At 65.9% G+C, this 18,102-nt stretch carries 15 protein-coding genes and 2 pseudogenes; 7 read left to right on the forward strand and 10 right to left on the reverse strand.

Annotated elements, in window-relative coordinates; translation table 11 throughout:
* Positions 1-335 precede the first annotated feature (335 nt).
* From XCSCFBP4642_RS0103525 to XCSCFBP4642_RS23985, 3 genes are all read left to right on the forward strand, one after another.
* Positions 336-1,232 (forward strand): tryptophan 2,3-dioxygenase, encoded by an 897-nt coding sequence (locus XCSCFBP4642_RS0103525; RefSeq protein WP_029218570.1) that lies wholly within the window; start codon positions 336-338, stop codon positions 1,230-1,232.
* A 168-nt stretch (positions 1,233-1,400) separates the two neighbouring features.
* Positions 1,401-2,921 carry a peptide MFS transporter gene (locus XCSCFBP4642_RS0103530; RefSeq protein WP_029218571.1) on the forward strand — a complete coding sequence of 507 codons (1,521 nt, stop codon included), beginning with the start codon at positions 1,401-1,403 and terminating at the stop codon, positions 2,919-2,921.
* Between the two features lie 11 nt (positions 2,922-2,932).
* Positions 2,933-3,517, forward strand: coding sequence for a thioredoxin family protein (locus tag XCSCFBP4642_RS23985; protein WP_033897954.1), 585 nt, complete (start codon positions 2,933-2,935; stop codon positions 3,515-3,517).
* Between the two features lie 439 nt (positions 3,518-3,956).
* On the opposite strand, the gene XCSCFBP4642_RS0103540 is transcribed toward XCSCFBP4642_RS23985, so the two are convergent.
* Positions 3,957-4,445: a MarR family winged helix-turn-helix transcriptional regulator gene (locus tag XCSCFBP4642_RS0103540; protein ID WP_029218572.1), complete on the reverse strand. Its 489-nt coding sequence runs from the start codon at positions 4,443-4,445 to the stop codon at positions 3,957-3,959.
* A 122-nt stretch (positions 4,446-4,567) separates the two neighbouring features.
* Here XCSCFBP4642_RS0103540 and hppD point away from each other — a divergent pair, with 122 nt between their 5' ends.
* Both hppD and hmgA read left to right on the forward strand, forming a co-directional pair.
* On the forward strand, positions 4,568-5,683 hold the full coding sequence (gene hppD / locus XCSCFBP4642_RS0103545) for a 4-hydroxyphenylpyruvate dioxygenase (protein WP_029218573.1): 1,116 nt from the start codon (positions 4,568-4,570) through the stop codon (positions 5,681-5,683).
* Between the two features lie 295 nt (positions 5,684-5,978).
* Positions 5,979-7,292 (forward strand): homogentisate 1,2-dioxygenase, encoded by a 1,314-nt coding sequence (gene hmgA / locus XCSCFBP4642_RS0103550; RefSeq protein ID WP_029218574.1) that lies wholly within the window; start codon positions 5,979-5,981, stop codon positions 7,290-7,292.
* A 42-nt stretch (positions 7,293-7,334) separates the two neighbouring features.
* Here hmgA and XCSCFBP4642_RS23990 read toward each other — a convergent pair.
* A pseudogene (locus tag XCSCFBP4642_RS23990) lies at positions 7,335-7,891 on the reverse strand (hypothetical protein).
* A 64-nt stretch (positions 7,892-7,955) separates the two neighbouring features.
* Here XCSCFBP4642_RS23990 and XCSCFBP4642_RS0103560 point away from each other — a divergent pair.
* The gene (locus XCSCFBP4642_RS0103560) at positions 7,956-8,594 is read left to right on the forward strand and encodes a lectin (RefSeq protein ID WP_084624385.1); all 639 of its coding nucleotides are present in this window, start codon (positions 7,956-7,958) and stop codon (positions 8,592-8,594) included.
* A gap of 142 nt (positions 8,595-8,736) precedes the next feature.
* Here XCSCFBP4642_RS0103560 and XCSCFBP4642_RS0103565 read toward each other — a convergent pair whose 3' ends face one another.
* Genes XCSCFBP4642_RS0103565 through XCSCFBP4642_RS0103590 form a run of 6 tightly spaced genes read right to left on the reverse strand, consistent with a single transcriptional unit; the run spans position 8,737 to position 14,683 of the window.
* The gene (locus XCSCFBP4642_RS0103565; protein ID WP_029218576.1) at positions 8,737-9,159 is read right to left on the reverse strand and encodes a Na+/H+ antiporter subunit G; all 423 of its coding nucleotides are present in this window, start codon (positions 9,157-9,159) and stop codon (positions 8,737-8,739) included.
* Positions 9,156-9,440: a K+/H+ antiporter subunit F gene (locus tag XCSCFBP4642_RS0103570; protein ID WP_029218577.1), complete on the reverse strand. Its 285-nt coding sequence runs from the start codon at positions 9,438-9,440 to the stop codon at positions 9,156-9,158. The genes XCSCFBP4642_RS0103565 and XCSCFBP4642_RS0103570 overlap by 4 nt, the downstream gene beginning before the upstream one ends.
* Entirely contained in the window at positions 9,437-9,943 is a 507-nt protein-coding gene (locus tag XCSCFBP4642_RS0103575; protein ID WP_029218578.1) for a Na+/H+ antiporter subunit E, read from the reverse strand. Before XCSCFBP4642_RS0103575 ends, XCSCFBP4642_RS0103570 begins: the two co-directional genes overlap by 4 nt.
* Positions 9,940-11,484, reverse strand: coding sequence for a monovalent cation/H+ antiporter subunit D (locus XCSCFBP4642_RS0103580; protein WP_029218579.1), 1,545 nt, complete (start codon positions 11,482-11,484; stop codon positions 9,940-9,942). The genes XCSCFBP4642_RS0103575 and XCSCFBP4642_RS0103580 overlap by 4 nt, the downstream gene beginning before the upstream one ends.
* Entirely contained in the window at positions 11,481-11,855 is a 375-nt protein-coding gene (locus XCSCFBP4642_RS0103585) for a Na+/H+ antiporter subunit C (RefSeq protein WP_029218580.1), read from the reverse strand. Before XCSCFBP4642_RS0103585 ends, XCSCFBP4642_RS0103580 begins: the two co-directional genes overlap by 4 nt.
* Positions 11,855-14,683: a monovalent cation/H+ antiporter subunit A gene (locus tag XCSCFBP4642_RS0103590; RefSeq protein ID WP_029218581.1), complete on the reverse strand. Its 2,829-nt coding sequence runs from the start codon at positions 14,681-14,683 to the stop codon at positions 11,855-11,857. The genes XCSCFBP4642_RS0103585 and XCSCFBP4642_RS0103590 overlap by 1 nt, the downstream gene beginning before the upstream one ends.
* Positions 14,684-14,847: 164 nt before the next feature.
* Between XCSCFBP4642_RS0103590 and XCSCFBP4642_RS0103595 the strand changes: the two genes are divergently transcribed.
* Positions 14,848-15,750: an NAD-dependent epimerase/dehydratase family protein gene (locus XCSCFBP4642_RS0103595; protein WP_029218582.1), complete on the forward strand. Its 903-nt coding sequence runs from the start codon at positions 14,848-14,850 to the stop codon at positions 15,748-15,750.
* Positions 15,751-15,905: 155 nt separating this feature from the next.
* Here XCSCFBP4642_RS0103595 and XCSCFBP4642_RS0103600 read toward each other — a convergent pair whose 3' ends face one another.
* Entirely contained in the window at positions 15,906-16,391 is a 486-nt protein-coding gene (locus XCSCFBP4642_RS0103600) for an Mpo1 family 2-hydroxy fatty acid dioxygenase (protein WP_029218583.1), read from the reverse strand.
* Between the two features lie 108 nt (positions 16,392-16,499).
* Positions 16,500-18,094, reverse strand: a pseudogene (locus XCSCFBP4642_RS23995) (M4 family metallopeptidase).
* Positions 18,095-18,102 lie beyond the last annotated feature (8 nt).

Genomic DNA, 18,102 nt, shown 5'->3' on the forward strand with positions numbered 1-18,102 from the left:
ATGAGAGTCCCCTGATTCATGAGACGTGAAGCGCTCCCCTGGTCCGGCCACGTCCCTGGCCGGCAGCGCCGTTGGATTCTGCATGAATTTGCAGACCTTGGTTGACGATACGGTGACAGCGGCGCAGTGGCTGAGCCCGCGCCGGCGGCACGCCAGGTGGTTCAGGGGCGAAAGAGTCGGCCGGCAGCCCATGGCCCGGGTGCGGCAGCCGAATCGCCCTCCGCCCTCCGCCAATCCCGATTCCCGATTCCCGATTCCCGATTCCCGATTCCGCAGCGGCTGCCAAGCCGTCGCCAGCGCGCTACCCTGCGTGGCTCGATCTTCAGCGCGATGCCATGCCCGTCGACAAGAATCTGCGTGACCTGGAACCCGGCATCCACACCGATCTGCAGGGGCGGCTGACCTACGGCGGCTATCTGCGGCTGGACCAGTTGCTGTCGGCGCAGCAGCCCCTGTCCGAGCCGGCGCATCACGACGAGATGCTGTTCATCATCCAGCACCAGACCTCCGAGCTGTGGCTGAAGCTGCTGGCGCACGAGCTGCGCGCGGCCATCGTGCATCTGCAGCGCGACGAAGTCTGGCAGTGCCGCAAGGTGCTGGCGCGCAGCAAGCAGGTGCTGCGCCAGCTCACCGAACAGTGGTCGGTGCTGGAAACGCTCACCCCCAGCGAGTACATGGGCTTCCGCGACGTGCTCGGGCCTTCGTCCGGCTTCCAGTCGCTGCAATACCGCTATATCGAGTTCCTGCTCGGCAACAAGAACCCGCAGATGCTGCAGGTGTTCGCCTACGACCCGCAGGGGCAGGCGCGGCTGCGCGAGGTGCTGGAAGCGCCCAGCCTGTACGAGGAATTCCTGCGCTACCTGGCGCGCTTCGGGCATGCAATTCCGCAGCACTACCAGACGCGCGACTGGACCGCCGCGCATGTGGCCGACGACAGCTTGCGGCCGGTGTTCGAACGCATCTACGAAAACACCGACCGCTACTGGCGCGAGTATTCGCTGTGCGAGGACCTGGTGGATGTGGAAACCCAGTTCCAGCTCTGGCGCTTCCGCCACATGCGCACGGTGATGCGGGTGATCGGCTTCAAGCGCGGCACCGGCGGCTCCAGCGGCGTGGGCTTCCTGCAGCAGGCACTGGCACTGACATTCTTCCCGGAACTGTTCGACGTGCGCACTTCTGTAGGCGTGGAAAATCGTCCATCGCAGGCCAATGCGGATGCCGGGAAGGGCTGAGAATGTCCCGACGGAGAAGGAAGCGGTGCAGAGGTTCTTCCCGTCTACCGTCATCAGGTCGGCGACTCCGGCGAATTTGACGCGTCCATGACGTCTAAGTGATCCTCGCGCGTCGCCCCGGGGTTCGCCCTGGTGCCCCAGCCATTACTGAATACGCAAGGGACCCCTATGAGCGTTGACGCTGCCGCGCCGACTTCTGCCTCCAAACCGCCGCAGCCGCCTGCGCCTCCCGAGTTCCCCACGCTGCTGGGCCATCCGCGGCCGCTGTGGTTGCTGTTCATGACCGAATTCTGGGAACGCTTCGCGTTCTACGGCATTCGCTGGGCGCTGGTGCTGTACATCGTGGCGCAGTTCTTCGACGGCGACGCCGCCGGGCAGGCGCCGGCGGGGCGCACCTATGGCGCCTATCTGGCGCTGGTGTACGCGGCAGCGATCTTCGGCGGCTACGTGGCCGACCGCGTGCTCGGTTACCAGCGCTCGATCCTGGTCGGCGCGGCCGTCATGGCCACCGGCCTGTTCCTGATCGCCATTCCCGACCACACCATGTTCGAGATCGGCCTGGCCACCGTGGTGGTGGGCAACGGCCTGTTCAAGCCGAACATCTCCACCATGGTCGGCAAGCTGTATTCGGTTGCCGATCCGCGCCGCGACAGCGGGTTCACGATCTTCTACATGGGCATCAACCTGGGCGCGATGATCTCGCCGGTGTTGACCCAGCTGCTGGCCGAAAAGGTCTTCGGCACCGACACCATGCCGTCCTACAAGATGGTATTCATGGCCTCCGGCGTGGGCATGCTGATCAGCCTGGTGTGGTTCTGGTTCGGCCGCGTCCAGCTCAAGGGCATCGGCGCGCCGGCGCCGGGTGCGCAGGGCCTGGGCCGCGTGCTGATGGTGCTGGTGGGCTGCCTGCTGGCGATTCCGGGCGTGTACTTCCTGCTCGCCGTGGGCGCGGATGTGTTGCAGATCGTGCTGACGGTCTTGTTCATCGGCCTGTCGGTGATGCTGTTGGTGGAAGGCATCCGCGAGGGCAAGGTGCAGCGCGACAAGGTGATCGCGATGCTGATCATCTTCGCCTTCAACGTGCTGTTCTGGATGTTCTTCGAACAGGCCGGCAGCTCGTTTACCTTCCTGGCCGACAATATCGTCGACCGCAATTTCGGCAGCTGGACCTTCCCGACCGCCTGGTTCCAGTCGGTCAACTCGATCGCCATCATCGCGCTGGCCCCGGTGATCGCCTGGATCTGGATCAAGTCCGGCCGTTTCAATCCATCGATTCCGCGCAAGTTCGGCCTGGGCCTGTTGTTCAACGGCCTGGCCTTCCTGCTGCTGATGTTTGCGTTGTCCAGCCTGGTCAACGATGCCGGCAAGATCCCGTTCTGGACCTTGTTCATGGTCTACGTGATCCAGTCGGTGGGCGAGCTGTGCCTGTCGCCGATCGGGTTGTCGATGGTGACCAAGCTGGCCCCGGTGCGCCTGGTCGGGTTCGGCATGGGCGGCTGGTTTTTGTCCACCGGCATCGGCAACAACCTGTCGGGCATCTTTGCCGGCCATGTCAGCGGCAACGCAGGCATGAGCGTGTCCTCGGCGCTGGGCGGGTATACCTTCGGGTTCTGGGCCTTGGTGGGCGCCGGCGCGCTGCTGTTCCTGATCGCGCCGCTGATCAACAAACTCATGCATGGTGTGAAGTGAGGAGAAACGCGATGCCGATCCAACCGCTTGTCTGTGGCCTGTTGCTGACCGGCCTGCTGAGCGCCTGCGGGCAGTCGTCCGAGCCACGGGAAGCGCCGCGGCCGCTGGACACGTCGATGCAGAAGCCGCCCAGCGCCGATCCCAGCCAGCCGGTGTCCTCGGGCAACACGCCCACTGCCGCTGACATCGCCGCGGCGGCCGCGCTCAATGCGCAGTACGACCCCTTGCGCGACCCGACTGCCGACCTGGAAACGGCCAAGGTTGAAGCCAAGCGTGGCGGCAAGCGCATCGTGCTCAATGTCGGCAACGCCGCCTGCGAGCCGTGCAAGGTGCTGGACGAGTTGATGGGCGGCGATGCGGAGCTGCGCAGCTTCCGCGATGCGAACTTCGTGGTGGTCAAGGTCAACCGCGATGCGGCCAACGAAAACGCTGCGTTCCTGTCGCAGTTCGCCCAGCTCAACGAGTATCCATCGCTGCTGGTGCTGGACAACGACGGCAAGCTGCTGACTACCCAGGCCGGCCCGGAACTGCGCAAGGGCGAAGGCTTCGACCGCAAGAAGCTGTTCGAGTTCTTGAAACAGTGGGCACCGCCGTAGGCCTGAGCGAGTCCCGCGCGGCGGCCTGTGTGCGTAAGCGTATGGCCGGCCAGTGTCTGCGAGGAGTCGCCGAGGAGCGGCCCTCATCCGGCGCGTTGCGCCACCTTCTCCCGCGCGCGGGAGAAGGGCGTGCGGCTGGTCGCGCGTTGGTCCAAGTGCTTCCTTCCCCCGCTTGCGGGGGAAGGTGCCCGCAGGGCGGATGGGGGCCAGCCGAACAATCATGTGGTTCAGCAATTGCTGCTCGGCGGCGCTGAAGACCGACATCAGGCGTTGTGCCATCTCGCTGACCAACGGAGCGACAGTCTTGTAGACCTGGCCCCTTCTTCCGCGCGCAGCAGACGGGAGCGCGGTTGGTTGCGCGTTGGTCCAAGTGCTTCCTTCCCCCGCTCGCGGGGGAAGGTGCCCGAAGGGCGGATGGGGGGCGAGCGAATGCCTGTCGTCAGTCCTTGTCGGCCATGCGCGGCAGCCCGTCCCTGGCCAGCCGGTCGATCAGGCGTTCCAGCAACTGCTGCTCTTCGGCGCTGAACACCGACATCAGCCGTTGTTCCATCTCGTTGACCAGCGGCGCGACGGTCTCATAGACCTGGCGCCCGGCCGGCGACAGCGCCAGCATCGAGCGGCGACGGTCGTCGCCGTGCGTTTCGCGGCGGATGAAGCCGCGCTCCAGCAGCCGGGCCACCGCGCGGCTGACCGCCACCTTGTCCATCGCCGTGCGGTCGGAAACCTCGCTGGCCGACGAGCCCGGATACAGCGCCAGGATCGTGATCACCCGCCACTCGGGAATCGCCATGCCGTAACGATCACCGTAGACCTTGGCGATGTTGCTGCTGATCCGGTTGGACAGCACGCTCAGGCGATACGGCAGGAACTGCTCCAGGTTGAGCAGCACGGGATGTTGCGGCGGATGGGGGGCGTCGAGATCGCTCATGTTGCACTGTGTCTTGATTTTGTTTTCATTTGCAACTACAAACCGAGGGTGACCTGCGCATTCTCGCGGGTCTTCTCCCACTTCGCATAGTCTTGCGGACACCCCAGCGTGGAGAAACGACGATGAGCGCACAACCGAACACCACTGCACACCGCCCGGATCCGGGCATGCAGGTCACTACCTTCGACAATCCGATGGGGATCGACGGGTTCGAATTCGTCGAATTCGCCGCACCGTCCGGCCAGGCTGCACAACTGCACGCCTACTTCCGCCAAATGGGTTTCAGCGCGGTACTGCGCCACCGCAGCCGCGCCATTACCGTCTATCGCCAGGGCGGGGTCAACTTCCTGCTCAATGAAGACCCCGACTCGTTCGCCGCCGATTTCGCTGCCGCGCACGGCCCCTGCGCCTGCGGCTTTGCGATCCGCTTCCGCACCCCGGCCGACACCGTGCTGCAGACCGTGCTGGGTAACGGCGGCGAAGCAGTGCAGAACAAGCCCGACACGCGCGCGGTGCCGGCGCCGGTGGTCAAGGGCATCGGTGACTGCATGCTGTATCTGGTGGATCGCTATGGCGAGGCGGGCAGCATCTACGACGCCGACTACGAGGCCATCGAAGGCGCCGACCAGCAGCCGGCCGGCTTTGGGCTGACCTTCATCGACCACCTCACGCACAACCTGTATTTCGGCAACATGCAGCGTTGGTCGGATTACTACGAGCGGCTGTTCAACTTCCGCGAGATCCGCTACTTCGACATCAAGGGCGCCAAGACCGGCCTGGTGTCCAAGGCGATGACCGCCCCGGACGGCATCGTACGCATTCCGCTCAACGAGTCGTCCGACCCCAAGAGCCAGATCAACGAGTATCTGGATGCCTACCAGGGCGAAGGCATCCAGCACATCGCCTGCTTCACCGACGACATCTACACCAGCGTGGAAAAGATGCGCGCGGCCGGCGTCAGCTTCCTGGATACCCCGGACACCTATTTCGACGTCGTGGATCTGCGCATTCCCGAGCACGGCGAAGATGTCGAACGCCTGCGCCGCAACAAGATCCTGATCGACGCCGATCCGGATACCAAGCAGCGCAAGCTGCTGCAGATCTTCACCACCAACTGCATCGGCCCGATCTTCTTCGAGATCATTCAGCGCAAGGGCAATGAAGGCTTCGGCGAAGGCAATTTCCAGGCGCTGTTCGAAAGCATCGAACGCGACCAGATCAAGCGTGGGGTGCTTTGAGGGATTCGGGATTGGTGATTCGGGATTGACCTGAGGCGCTGCGGTTTGGCTGCTGGTCGGGTCAGCCGGGGGGATGCGAAGCGTGGAGTGCCTTGAGGGCCGGTTAGGTGCAGTCGCTGCGGTAATGCAAGACGTGACGTTTCTGGCCATATCCCAGGGCAATCTGACGAAACAAAGTAGTAAAGCCGCACGTGCTCAAAGCCCCTCTCCCGGTGGGAGAGGGGCTTGAGCATTGCGCTTCTCCAATATCGCACCTCCCTGCAACGGTGGTGCCGCAACCGAAGAGCCCATGTCCATGCATGACCAAACTTCCTACATGATCGGCTTCGGCAACGAGTTCGCAACCGAGGCGGTGGCCGGCAGCCTGCCGGTCGGGCAGAACTCGCCGCAGCGCGTGGCGCATGGCCTGTACGCCGAGCAGTTGTCCGGCACTGCCTTCACCGCGCCACGCGGCGAGAACCGGCGCAGTTGGCTGTATCGCATTCGTCCGGCGGCGGTGCACGGACGTTTCTCGCTGATCGAGCAGTCCCGGCTCCACAACGACTTCGGCAGCGGCCCGGTGCCGCCGGACCAGATGCGCTGGAGCCCACTGCCGTTGCCGGCCACGCCCACCGATTTCGTCGATGGCCTCTACACCATGGCCGGCAACGGCAGCCCGGAGGCGATGACCGGCGTGGCCGTGCATCTGTATGCGGCAAACGCGTCCATGCACGGGCGGTTCTTCTACAACGCCGACGGCGAGCTGCTGCTGGTGCCGCAGCTGGGCCGGTTGCGGGTCTGCACCGAACTGGGCGTGCTCGAACTGGAGCCGCAACAGATCGGCGTGATACCGCGCGGTGTGCGTTTCCGGGTGGAACTGCCCGATAGCCAAGCGCGTGGCTACGTCTGCGAAAACTTCGGCGGCCTGCTGCGGCTGCCGGATCTGGGGCCGATTGGTGCCAATGGCCTTGCCAATCCGCGTGATTTCGAGACTCCGCGTGCGGCGTTCGAGCAGTGCGACGGCGTATTCGAGCTGGTCGCCAAGTTCCAGGGCCATCTGTGGCGGGCGGATATCGATCACTCGCCGCTGGATGTGGTGGCCTGGCACGGCAATTACGCGCCGTACCGCTACGATCTGCGCCGCTTCAACACCATTGGCTCGATCAGCTTCGACCATCCCGATCCCAGCGTCTTCACCGTGCTGACCTCGCCCAGCGACACGCACGGCACCGCCAACATGGACTTTGCGATCTTCCCGCCGCGCTGGCTAGTGGCGCAGCACACCTTCCGCCCGCCGTGGTTCCATCGCAACGTGGCCAGCGAGTTCATGGGCCTGGTGCACGGCGTCTACGACGCCAAGGCCGAGGGCTTCGCGCCCGGCGGTGCGTCGCTGCACAACTGCATGAGCGGGCATGGCCCGGATGCGGCGACCTTCGACAAGGCCTCGCAGGCGGATCTGTCGCGCCCGGACGTCATCGCCGACACCATGGCCTTCATGTTCGAAACCCGCGCCGTGCTGCGGCCCACCCAGCAGGCGCTGCAGGCCACGCATCGGCAGGGCGACTATCAGCGCTGCTGGGAGGGCTTGCGTGCCGGGTTCATGGCGCCGGCAGCGGGCGCGGAAGACTGACCACCAAGGGCGGCACTCCAGACAGCGAGGCGCTCCTGCGCGTCACGCGGCCTGCAACGCGTCCGGTAGCAGCTCGCCGATGCGCGTACGCACGCGCTCGGCATACCAGGACGAGGTGAACTGCGGCAGCTCACGCAGGGCCGCGTTGATGGCGGTGGCGATCTCGTCTTCGGCGCGCGCGGCCTGCAGTTGGCGACGCAGCGCCATGGCGACCGGGTTGCGCTGCAACTGCAGGATGTCCAGCAGGTAGAGCCGGGCGTTGGTGGTTGCGCGACGACGCAGACGCTGCAGGTCTTCCTCGGTGCTGGCTCCGGTGGCGCCTGCACCGTGGCTGGAGCTGCTGCTGCAGCCGGCGCCCTTGCCGCAACGGGCGCGGTGCCGCGCCTTGCGTCGGTCGCATCGTCTCCAGTGGGTTGCAGATAGCCCGTGGCGCACAGCGTCTGCACCAGCACGCTACCCTCGTTGTCCAGCAACGCTGCCAGCGCGGCCAGATCACGCTGCCCATCGGCAAGAATCCGGGCGCGGCGTTGCAGCAGGGGCAACGGACTGCGGTGCGATTGCAGCGCGGTGAGGGCGAGTTCGGTCTTGCGTGGGGTCATGGCGGCCTGCACATTGCCGCGATGTCCGCTGTGTAGGCTGGACGCCTGCATAGGGAGCGCTTTGATGACATCCAGACTGCTTGGCGTAATGGGCCTGATGCTGGCCGTGGCCGGTTGCAATCGCGCGGACGAGACGCCAGCGGCGGCCGCGCCCGCCGCTGCACAGCACGCGCCGGCCAGCGATCAGCCTACCGGCGCGGTGCCACCGGCCACTGCACCGGCCGGTACGTTTCCGCCGCATCTGCGGCAGCAGCCGACCACGCTGGCACGCATGGATGGCTACGGCGACCTGCGCCTGGGCATGGACGCTGCGCAAGCGCGCGCAGCCTGGGGCGGGGACCTGCGCGGCGAGGCGGCCAGCGATGGCGGCTGCTACCTGTTGCGTCCGCAATGGGCAGACGATGCGCGCCGATTCGGTCTCATGTTCGAGGGCGACCAGCTGGTCCGCTACCAGACCAACGAGCCGAAGGACGTGGCGCCGGGCGGCGGCAAGGTCGGCATGACGCTGGACCAGCTACGCGCGCTGTACCCCGGTAGCCTGGAGGCGCAGCCGCACAAATACGTGTCCGGCGCGCAGACGCTGCGCCACGCCGACGCTGCCACGCAGTCGGCGCTGGTGTTCGAGACCGATGCCGGGGGCAAGGTCAGCAGCTGGCGGGTGGGGCAGGCGCCGCAGGTGGATTATGTGGAGGGATGCGGCTGAGGGTTGCCGCAGCTGCATCAGCCGGGAGGTGAGACACCGGCGTTCAATCGCGCGCACCCGCACTGCAGCGTCATCGTACCGACGGCGCTGCATGGAACGGCATTAGCTGTCCAGCGCACTCCCATCACACCGCCGCATGGGTTCAGTGCCCAGAGGACGGGCGCTCATGCTGCCGGGCGGTCTCTTCGTTCTCGCCGATATCGCCGTCGGCCGCCGGTGTCGGCAGGCCTTCTGCCTTCATCTCGCCGTGGTTGGGTACTTCCGGGCGATCTTCCATCATCAGCGACAGCGCCGCTTTGGCCATCATGTGCGCACTGATCGGCGCGGTAATGAACAGGAATACGGTGATCAGCAATTCGCGCGGCTGCGGGTCCACGCCTAAAAGCAGGTGGTAGCCCACCGACGCGAGCAGCACGCAGCCCACGCCCAGCGTGCTGGCCTTGGTCGGCGCATGCAGACGCTTGAAGAAGTCCGATAGCTTCACCAGCCCGAAGGCACCGATCAGGATGAAGAAGGTGCCGATCAGCAGCAGCGCGCTGAGCAGGTATTCGGTGAGCGCGATCATTCGACGATGTCCCGGCGCAGCACGAACTTGCTCAACACCACGGTGCTGCCGAAGCCCAGCATCGCAATCACCAGGGCAGCCTCGAAGTAGATCGGCGAGTCCAGGTACATGCCCAGCAGCATCAGCTCGGCGATGGCGGTGACCGATAGCGTGTCCAGCGCCAGGATGCGGTCGGGCACCGTGGGGCCGCGCAACAGGCGCCACAGCGCCATCAAAATGGCCAGCCCTACCGCATGCATGCAGATGACGATGGTCGATTCGATGAACATGTGACCGGTCATGGAAAGATCTCCATCAGGGGCTTTTCGTAGCGGGTCTTGATCTCGGCGATCAACGCGTCCGGGTCGTCCAGATGCAGCACGTGCACCAGCAGGTATTTGCGGTCGTCAGACAGCGCCGCAGACACCGTGCCCGGCGTCAGCGTGATCATGCTGGTCAGCGCGGCAATGCCATGGATGTTGGCGATATCCAGCGGCACCCAGATAAATCCGGGATGGATGCGCGATTCCGGCCCGAGCACCTGGATGGCGACCTTGATGTTGGATCGCACGATGTCGCCGGCCGCCACCAGCAGCATGCGCGGCATCGAGCGCAGCGAACCGATGCGCGCGAACTCGCGGTCCAGCCGCGCGGCGAAGATCGGCACCACCACGCCCAGCAGCGCACCCAGCACCCACTGCTGCGGCCCGAAGCTGTCGCTGAGCAGCAGCCAGAACACGAAGACCATCACGCTCAACGGTGCCGATGGAAACAGCCGGCGTCGCCATGACACCCGTGCGTTCATGGCTGCCTCCGTAGCGGGGTGGTGGCACGCACCTGCTCGACGTAGGCGCCTGGGTCGTGCAACTGCGCGGCGGCGGCATCGGTGTAGCGCATCAGCGGCTCGGCCCCAACCGTCATCGCCACCAGGCCGGTCAGCAACAGGACCGTGGCGGCGGTTTCCACCGGGCGCATGCGGCCACGGCGCGGCGGTTGCAGCTCGGGCGCATCCTCCACCGCGGCGGGCACGCGCCAGAACAGGCGCACGCCGGCACGCGTCAATCCGATCACCACCAGCAGGCTGCTGCCCAGCACCGCGGCCCAGACCGGGCCCACCAGGCCGGCGGGCACGTGCTGCAGCAAGGCGGCCTTGGCCAGAAATCCGGACAACGGCGGCAGGCCGGCCACCGCGACCGCGGCGATCAGGAACATGCTGCCGGGGATCGCCCGCCCCGGCAGTGGCGCCACCACTTCCTTGCGGTCGCTGGCGCTGCCACGGCGGCGCCGGATCAGGTCCGAGACCATGAACAAGGCCGCAGCCACGAAACTGCTATGCGGCAGGTAGTACAGGCCGGCGCCCAGTGCGCCCGCATCGTCCAGCGAAAACGCGATGAACAACGTCGCTGCCGAAAACACCACCAGGTACGACACCATCACCCGCAGCCGCGATGCGGCCATCACCCCGAACGCCGCCATCAACAGCGTTGCGATGCCCAGCCACAGCAGGGCATGTCGTCCGAAGCCGTGCAGCGCGCCAGCACCGGCGCCAAACCACAGCGCCGATACGCGCAAGGTTGCGTATAGCCCGACCTTGGTCATGATCGCGAACAACGCCGCCACTGCGGCCGGTGCGCGCGAGTAGGTCTCCGGCAGCCACAGATACAGCGGCAGCAGCGCGGCCTTGCTGCAGAACACCAACAGCAACAAGCCCAATGCGGCCTTGGCCAGCGGCAGGTCCTGCGCCGGCAGCTCGGCAATGCGTTGCGACAGCTCGGCCATGTTGAGGGTGCCGAATACGCCGAACAGCAAGCCCAGCGCAATCAGGAACAGCGTTGACGCGCACACGTTGAACACCACGTAATGCAGGCCCACGCGCATCTGCAGGCCGCGCCCGCCGCTGAGCAGCAGCCCGTAGGAGGCGATCAGCATCACTTCGAAGAACACGAACAGGTTGAAGATGTCGCCGGTGAGGAAGGCACCGTTCAAGCCCATCAGCTGGAACTGGAACAGGGCATGGAAGTGCGGTGCGCGCCGGTCCCAGCCGGCGCAGGCATGCAGCAGGCAGGCCGAGCCCAGGATCAGCGTCGTCAACAGCATCCATGCCGAGAGCCGGTCGCCCATCAGCACGATGCCCAGCCGCGCCGGCCAGTCGCCGAGCAGGTAGACCAGCACGCCACCGTCGGCGGCACGCGCGAACAGCGCGATGACCGCGGCCGCCAGCACCGCCATGCTCGCCCACGCCACGCTGCGCTGCACGCGTGGCCCGTAACGGCGGTGTTCGACGAACAGCGACGCCGCCGCACCCAGCATCGGGATCAGGATCGGCAGGATCAGCAAATGATTCATCGCCGTGCCTGCCGCGTGTCCACACCGGTGGCGGCATCTTCGTGCGCGTCCACGTGATCGCTGCCGTTATCGCTGCGGCTGCGGATCGCCAGCACCAGGCTCACTGCGGTCATTGCGAAGGCAATCACGATCGCGGTCAGCACCAGTGCCTGCGGCAAGGGGTCGGTGTAATGCTGCAGATCCACTGGCACGCCCTCGCGCAGCACGGGCGGCTGTCCGCTGCGCAGCCGCCCGCCGGCAAAGATCAGCAGGTTGGTCGCATACGACAGGAAGGTCATCCCCAGGATCACATCGAAGCTGCGCGCACGCAGCAGCAGATAGATCGCCAATGCGGTGAGGACGCCGATCGCGCTTGCCACTGCCAGTTCCATTAATGCTGCTCCGCGGTGCGTGTCGAACGTTGGCTGGGATCGATTTCGCCGCGCTGCGAGGCGCGCGTGCGAGAAGGCTTGATCGTGCCCATCATCGACAACATCAACATCGCCGCACCGAACACCACCAGATACACGCCGGTATCGAAGCCCAGCGCGCTGGCAAGTTCCAGCTCGCCCAGCAGCGGCACAGGAAGATCAATGTGCCCACTGGTCAGGAAGGGGCGCCCGAACAGCAACGCCCCCGCACCGCTGACCAGCGCGCACAGCAGGCCGATGCCGATCAGCCGGATGTAGTCGAAGCCAAAGCGCGACTCCACCGAGGCGGTGCCCTGGATCACGTACTGCATCAGCAATGGCACCGCCAGCACCAAACCGGCGATAAAGCCGCCACCCGGCGCGTTGTGGCCGCGCAGGAACAGGAACAACGACACCGTCAGCGTCAGCGGGAACATGATCTGTGCCAGGTCGGCCGGTACCGGCAGCTTGATCGGCGGCCCCGGCATGCGGCGCTCCGGCGCCATGCGCGAGCGCCGCAGCAGCGCGTGCACCACCAGCCCGGCAATGGCGAACACGGTGATCTCGCCGAAGGTATCGAACCCGCGGAAATCCACCAGGATCACATTCACCACATTGCGCCCATATCCCTCGGGCAATGCGCGCTGCAGCAGCTCGCCGGCCATGGTGTGGCTGGATTGGGTCATCAACGTATACGACAGCGCCGCCAGGCCGGCACCGCCGACCACCGCCAGGCAGACATCGCGGATCTTGCGCAGGCGCGCGTGCTCGGGCGGCGAACGCTCGGGCAGGTAGTTCATCGCCAGCAGCATCAGCACCAGCGTCACCATCTCCACCAGCAACTGGGTCAGTGCCAGGTCCGGTGCCGACAGAAACACGAAGGTCAGGCTGACCGCCAGGCCGGTGCCGCCCAGCACCAGCACTGCCAGCAGGCGCTGCTTGTACAGCAACACGCTACCCAGCGCACAGGCGATCAACAGCAGCCACACCGTCCAGCCCAGCAGCGGCATGGGCGTGGGAGCCGGCCAGGCCGGCAGCGTGCCGCCCTGCAGGAACGGCAGCACCGTCACCACCGCCGCGCTCAGTACCAACAGCATCAGCATGCGTTGCAGAGTGCCGTTGGTCACCGCGTCGGTCATGCGTGTGGTGGCCGCGAACAGGGCGCGCAGGTTCCAGTGGAACAGCGCCTTGCCGGGCGAACGGTTCTGCACCGCATACAGGTCCAGCGTGCGGCGGATCGCCATATACAGCAGCGTACCGCCGACCATGCCGGCGATGCTCATCGCCAGCGGCCAGTTGAAGCCATGCCACAGTGCCAGGCTGTAGTCGGGCAGCCTGTCGCCCAGGATAGCGCCGGCACCGGCATGCAGCACCGGCGCCACAGTCCAGGCCGGGACGATGCCGACCGCCACACAGATCAACACCAGCACTTCCACCGGGATCTTCATCCAGCGCGGTGGCTCATGCGGGGTGGTGTCCAGATCCAGCGGGCCTTTGCCGAAGAAGGTGTCGTGCACGAAGCGCAGGCTGTAGGCCACGCCGAGCAGGCCGGCCAGCAGCGCTGCGATGCTGGCGAGCACGCGCATCAGCTGCGGTGCATCGGTTTCCAGCGCCACGGCGAAGAACATCTCCTTCGACAGAAAGCCGTTGAGCAGCGGAATGCCGGCCATGGCCAGCGAGGCGGTGATTGCCAGCGCGCTGGTGAAGGGCATCAACCGACGCAGATTGCCCAGCTTGCGCATGTCGCGCGTGCCGGCTTCATGGTCGATGATGCCGGCGGCCATGAACAACGAGGCCTTGAACACCGCGTGGTTGAGGATGTGGAACACCCCCGCCACCACCGCCATCGGCGTGGACAGGCCGAACAGCATGGTGATCAGGCCCAGATGCGAGATGGTCGAATACGCCAGCACGCCTTTGAGGTCGTGCTGGAAGATCGCATGCCACGCGCCAAGCAGCAGCGTGATCGCTCCGATACTGGTGACCGTATAGAAGAACAGATCGTTGCCGGCCAGCGCCGGATGCAGGCGCGCCAGCAGGAACACGCCGGCCTTGACCATGGTGGCCGAGTGCAGATACGCCGACACCGGGGTGGGCGCGGCCATGGCATGCGGCAGCCAGAAATGGAACGGGAACTGCGCGCTCTTGGTAAAGATGGCCAGCAACACCAGGCCCAGCACGTACGGATACAGCGGGCTGGCGCGGATGACATCGCCGGCGGCCAGCACCGCGTCCAGCTGGAAACTGCCGACGATGCGGCCGATCATCAGCACGCCACCGAGCAGGGCGAGCCCGCCGCCGGCGGTCAGCACGAACGCCATGCGCGCGCCTTCGCGGGCATCCTGGCGCTGCGACCAGAAGCCGATCAGCAGGAACGAGCTGATGCTGGTGAGTTCCCAGAACACCATCAGCAGCAACAGATTGCCCGACAGCACCATGCCGAGCATCGCGCCCATGAACAGCAGCAGGTAGGCAAGGAAGCGCGATGCGCTGTCGCGGGCGCTGAGGTAGTAATGCGCATACATCACCACCAGCGCGCCGATGCCCAGCACCAGCAGCGCAAACATCCAGGCCAGGCCATCGAGCCGCAGCGACAACAGCAAGCCGATCTGCGGCAACCACGCATGCTCGCTTTCCATCACCTCGCCGCGCAGCACCGCCGGCGTCAGCGAGGCGAGCACCAGCAAGCCGGCCAACGGCGCGGCCGCGGCCAACCACGCAGTGATCGAACGGGGCGTGCGCCAGGACAACGCAACGGCGGCTGCCATCAGGAACGGCAGCGCAAGCAGGATTTCCAGCGGAAAAGACATGCAGGGAACACGAGCCGCGAGCAGGCCAGAGCTTAACAAATCGTTGACTGACGCCAGTGTCAACGTCGGCACTGCGCCCGCGCTGCCGACGTGGCCGATCGACGACGCATTGGCATGGCGTACTCGGTATGCTGCAGTCATCCGTGACTCGTGTCTTTCGTCCTGTGACCGCTGCCAATCCCGCCCCAACCGCTGCTGCATCCGCGCCACGCGCCCTGGTTTTCGGCGGGAGCGGGCAAATTGGCGAGCGGTTGCTGGCCCGGCTGCTCAGCCGCGGCTGGCAGGTCACCGCATGGTCGCGCCAGCCGCGCGCTGCGCGCTCGGGCCTGATCTGGCGGCAAGGCGACCTGTCGGTGCCGGCAGCGGCAGGCGAGACCTTCGAAGCGATTTTCAGCTGCGGCCCGTTGGACCACTTCGCACGCTGGTATGCCGAAAATCCGGTGCGTGCGCCGCGCATCGTGGCGTTCGGTTCCACCAGCCTGGAGGTCAAGCAGCATTCGGTCGATGCCGCCGAGCGCGATGTGGCGCAGCGGCTCGCGCACGCCGAGCAGGCGTTGTTCTCGGCCGCCCAGGCGCGTGGTGCCACGGCCACGGTGCTGCGCCCGACCCTGGTGTATGGCGCCGGACGCGACAAGACCCTGACCCAGATCGCCGGCCTGGCGCAGCGCACCGGCGCCTTCGTACTGCCGGCCAATGCCACCGGCCTGCGCCAGCCGGTGCACGTGGACGACCTGGCCAGCGCCGCGCTGGCGGTGATCGGTCAACTGGCAACCCAGCAACGCAGTTATGCCGTTGGCGGTGGCGAAGTGCTGGCTTACACGCAGATGGTGCAGCGTGTGCTGGCCGCACTGCCGCGGCCGGCGCGGCTGTATCAGGTGCCACCGGGCCTGTTCGGAGTGGCGCTCACGGCCGCCCATCGCCTGGGTCGCCTGCGCGGCATGAATGCCGCCGCGTTGCAGCGCATGCGCGAAGACCTGGTCTTCGATCTGGAGCCGGCGCGTCGCGATTTCGGCTATGCACCACGCACGTTCCAGCCACTGCCGGAAGAGCTTGGCATCGGCGAATGATGTCAGCCGGTGTGCGCGGGTGTTAGAGCGCGGCGTTGGCCTCTGCCCAGCTGTCGACAACCGCAGCGACATTGGCATGCATGCAAACTCGCGCGGTGCTGCCGGGTGTCACGCCGTGGTGGCTTCCGTCGCGCCCGGCCTGTCGTCAGGCACGCTCAGTAGCGCCAGCCCAGCTGGCGATATGCCTTGGCCAGCACCCAGATCGGGCCGATCAGCAGATAGGTCAGGTCGGTCAGAAAGCTTGGCTTGCGGCCTTCGATCTTGTGGCCGACGAACTGGGCGATCCACGCCATCACGAATACCGATACGCCTGCGGCAAACAGGCCATTGAGCCCGGCCCTGCCTTCGATCAGCCGGCACAAGCAGCCAAAGAAAAAGAAGATGGCCAGCATGCCCAGCCCCAACGGGCGCGAGAGCCGGTTGTAGTACGACCATGCGGCAAACATCGCCAGCGCCGCCCACACCCCGCTGCTGAACCAGGTGCCGCCAACCGGGATGCACCACAGCAGGGCAACCACCGACCACAGGATGGCCGGCACGGCCAGCACGTGGATGTGCTGATTGGTGGCGTTGCGATGGTCGTCGGAATAGCTGGCGAAATAGCGGTCGATCGCGCGTGCGGTGGTGGTGCGTTCGGTCATGTTCCCTCCCAGGAATGACCCAAGCATACGCGTGCGAACGGCCGTGGTGGCAGTGTGCGAGAAACCGGGCGCTGCCACGCGGCGATTGCATGGCAGCGCCGGGGAGCATCAGTTCACCGACACCGCACTCCAAGCCGCTGCCACGGCGCGGTACTGGGTGGAGCTGCCGCCATACAGATCGGTGGCCGCACTCAGCGTGGCCCGACGTGCAGCCGCGTAGTTGCTGGAGGAGGTCATGTAGACCGTGAGCGCGCGGTACCAGATGCGGCTGGCCGCGGCACGGCCGATCGCGGTCAATGCGGTATTGCCGTTGCAGACCAGCCCGGCCGGAGTGACGTTGTAGCTGGTGCCCGCACCAAACCCGCTCGGCACCACCGCACCTTCGGCCAGCAAGTAGTAGAAGTGATTGGCCACGCCGGAGCTGTAGTGCACATCGATCGAACCCAGGTTGCTGCGATAGCAATCGGGCGAGTCGCCATCCAGGCTCGGCTTGAACATGTAGCGCAGGGCCAGCGTTCCGCTGCTGTTGCCGGCAATGAGTTTTTCGCCGATCAGATAATTGCCGGGCTGTGCGCTGTTGTTGGCGGAGAATTCCACCATCGCGCCCATGATGTCGGAGGTGGCTTCGTTCAGGCCGCCGGACTCGCCTGAATACACCAGCCGCGCCGAGCGGCTGGTCACCCCGTGGGTCATCTCGTGCCCGGCAACGTCCACTGACACCAGCGGTGTAAAGGTGCTGCCGTCGCCATCGCCGAAGGTCATGCAAAAGCAGCTGTCCGACCAGAAGGCGTTGTTGTAGCGGCTGCCGTAATGCACGCGGCTGCGTGCGCCCTTGCCATCGTTGGCGATGCCGCTGCGCGAATGGGTGTTCTTGAAGTAATCCCAGGTCAGCGCCACGCCGTAATGCGCATCCACAGCCACCGTTGCGGCGTCGCTGCTGGCGCCGCTGCCCCAGGCGTTGTCGGTATCGGTCAGCAGCGTACCGTTGCCGGAGGTACTGTTGCGCATGGTGTAGGTGGCGCCGCCGCCGCGACCGAGATCGGTCATCTCGAAACCGCTGCTACAGCGCGTGGTGGTCAGCGCCACGCTACCGGCATACAGCGGCGCCCGGTACCCGCCGCGCTGGTGCCGCCTGCACATGCGGTATGCACCGTGTCCCAGGCATCGAGGATGCGTTGATCCACGGCATCGACGATGTAATGCATTTCGGTTGGCGTCTGATCGGGCTTGATGCCGCGATAGATCACCTCATACGCAAGGCGTGGGGCACCCTGGCGTGCGTACAGCGCCAGACTGGCACGCGGCGGCGCATCCTGCGGTACATCGAAGTGCGCACCGGCCACGCGCACTGCAGTGTCGGCATCGATGCCAGGCACCAGGCCCGGACGTACCGGCGTGTCCAGGGTCTGGCTCAACTGACGCATCACTCCACGCCGCGAATGCACTACCACGTCGCCACCGATCACCGGCAGGCCCTGATACGTGCGATCGAAGCGCACGTGCTCGGTGCCATCGGCATCGACGATGCTGTCGCGCGCGATGAAGACATCGGCCGGCGCGCGATGGGCCATGGCCGATGCGGTATTGCCCAGCAATGCCTGTGCACGCGACACCGCCGCGTCGGCAGACAGGTCCACCGCGGTGGCGGCAGCAGAAAACGACAGCGCGCAGCAGATCGCCGCGCCCAACAGATGCAATTGCATGACGACTC

The organism is Xanthomonas cassavae CFBP 4642 (assembly GCF_000454545.1).
Lineage (GTDB): Bacteria > Pseudomonadota > Gammaproteobacteria > Xanthomonadales > Xanthomonadaceae > Xanthomonas > Xanthomonas cassavae.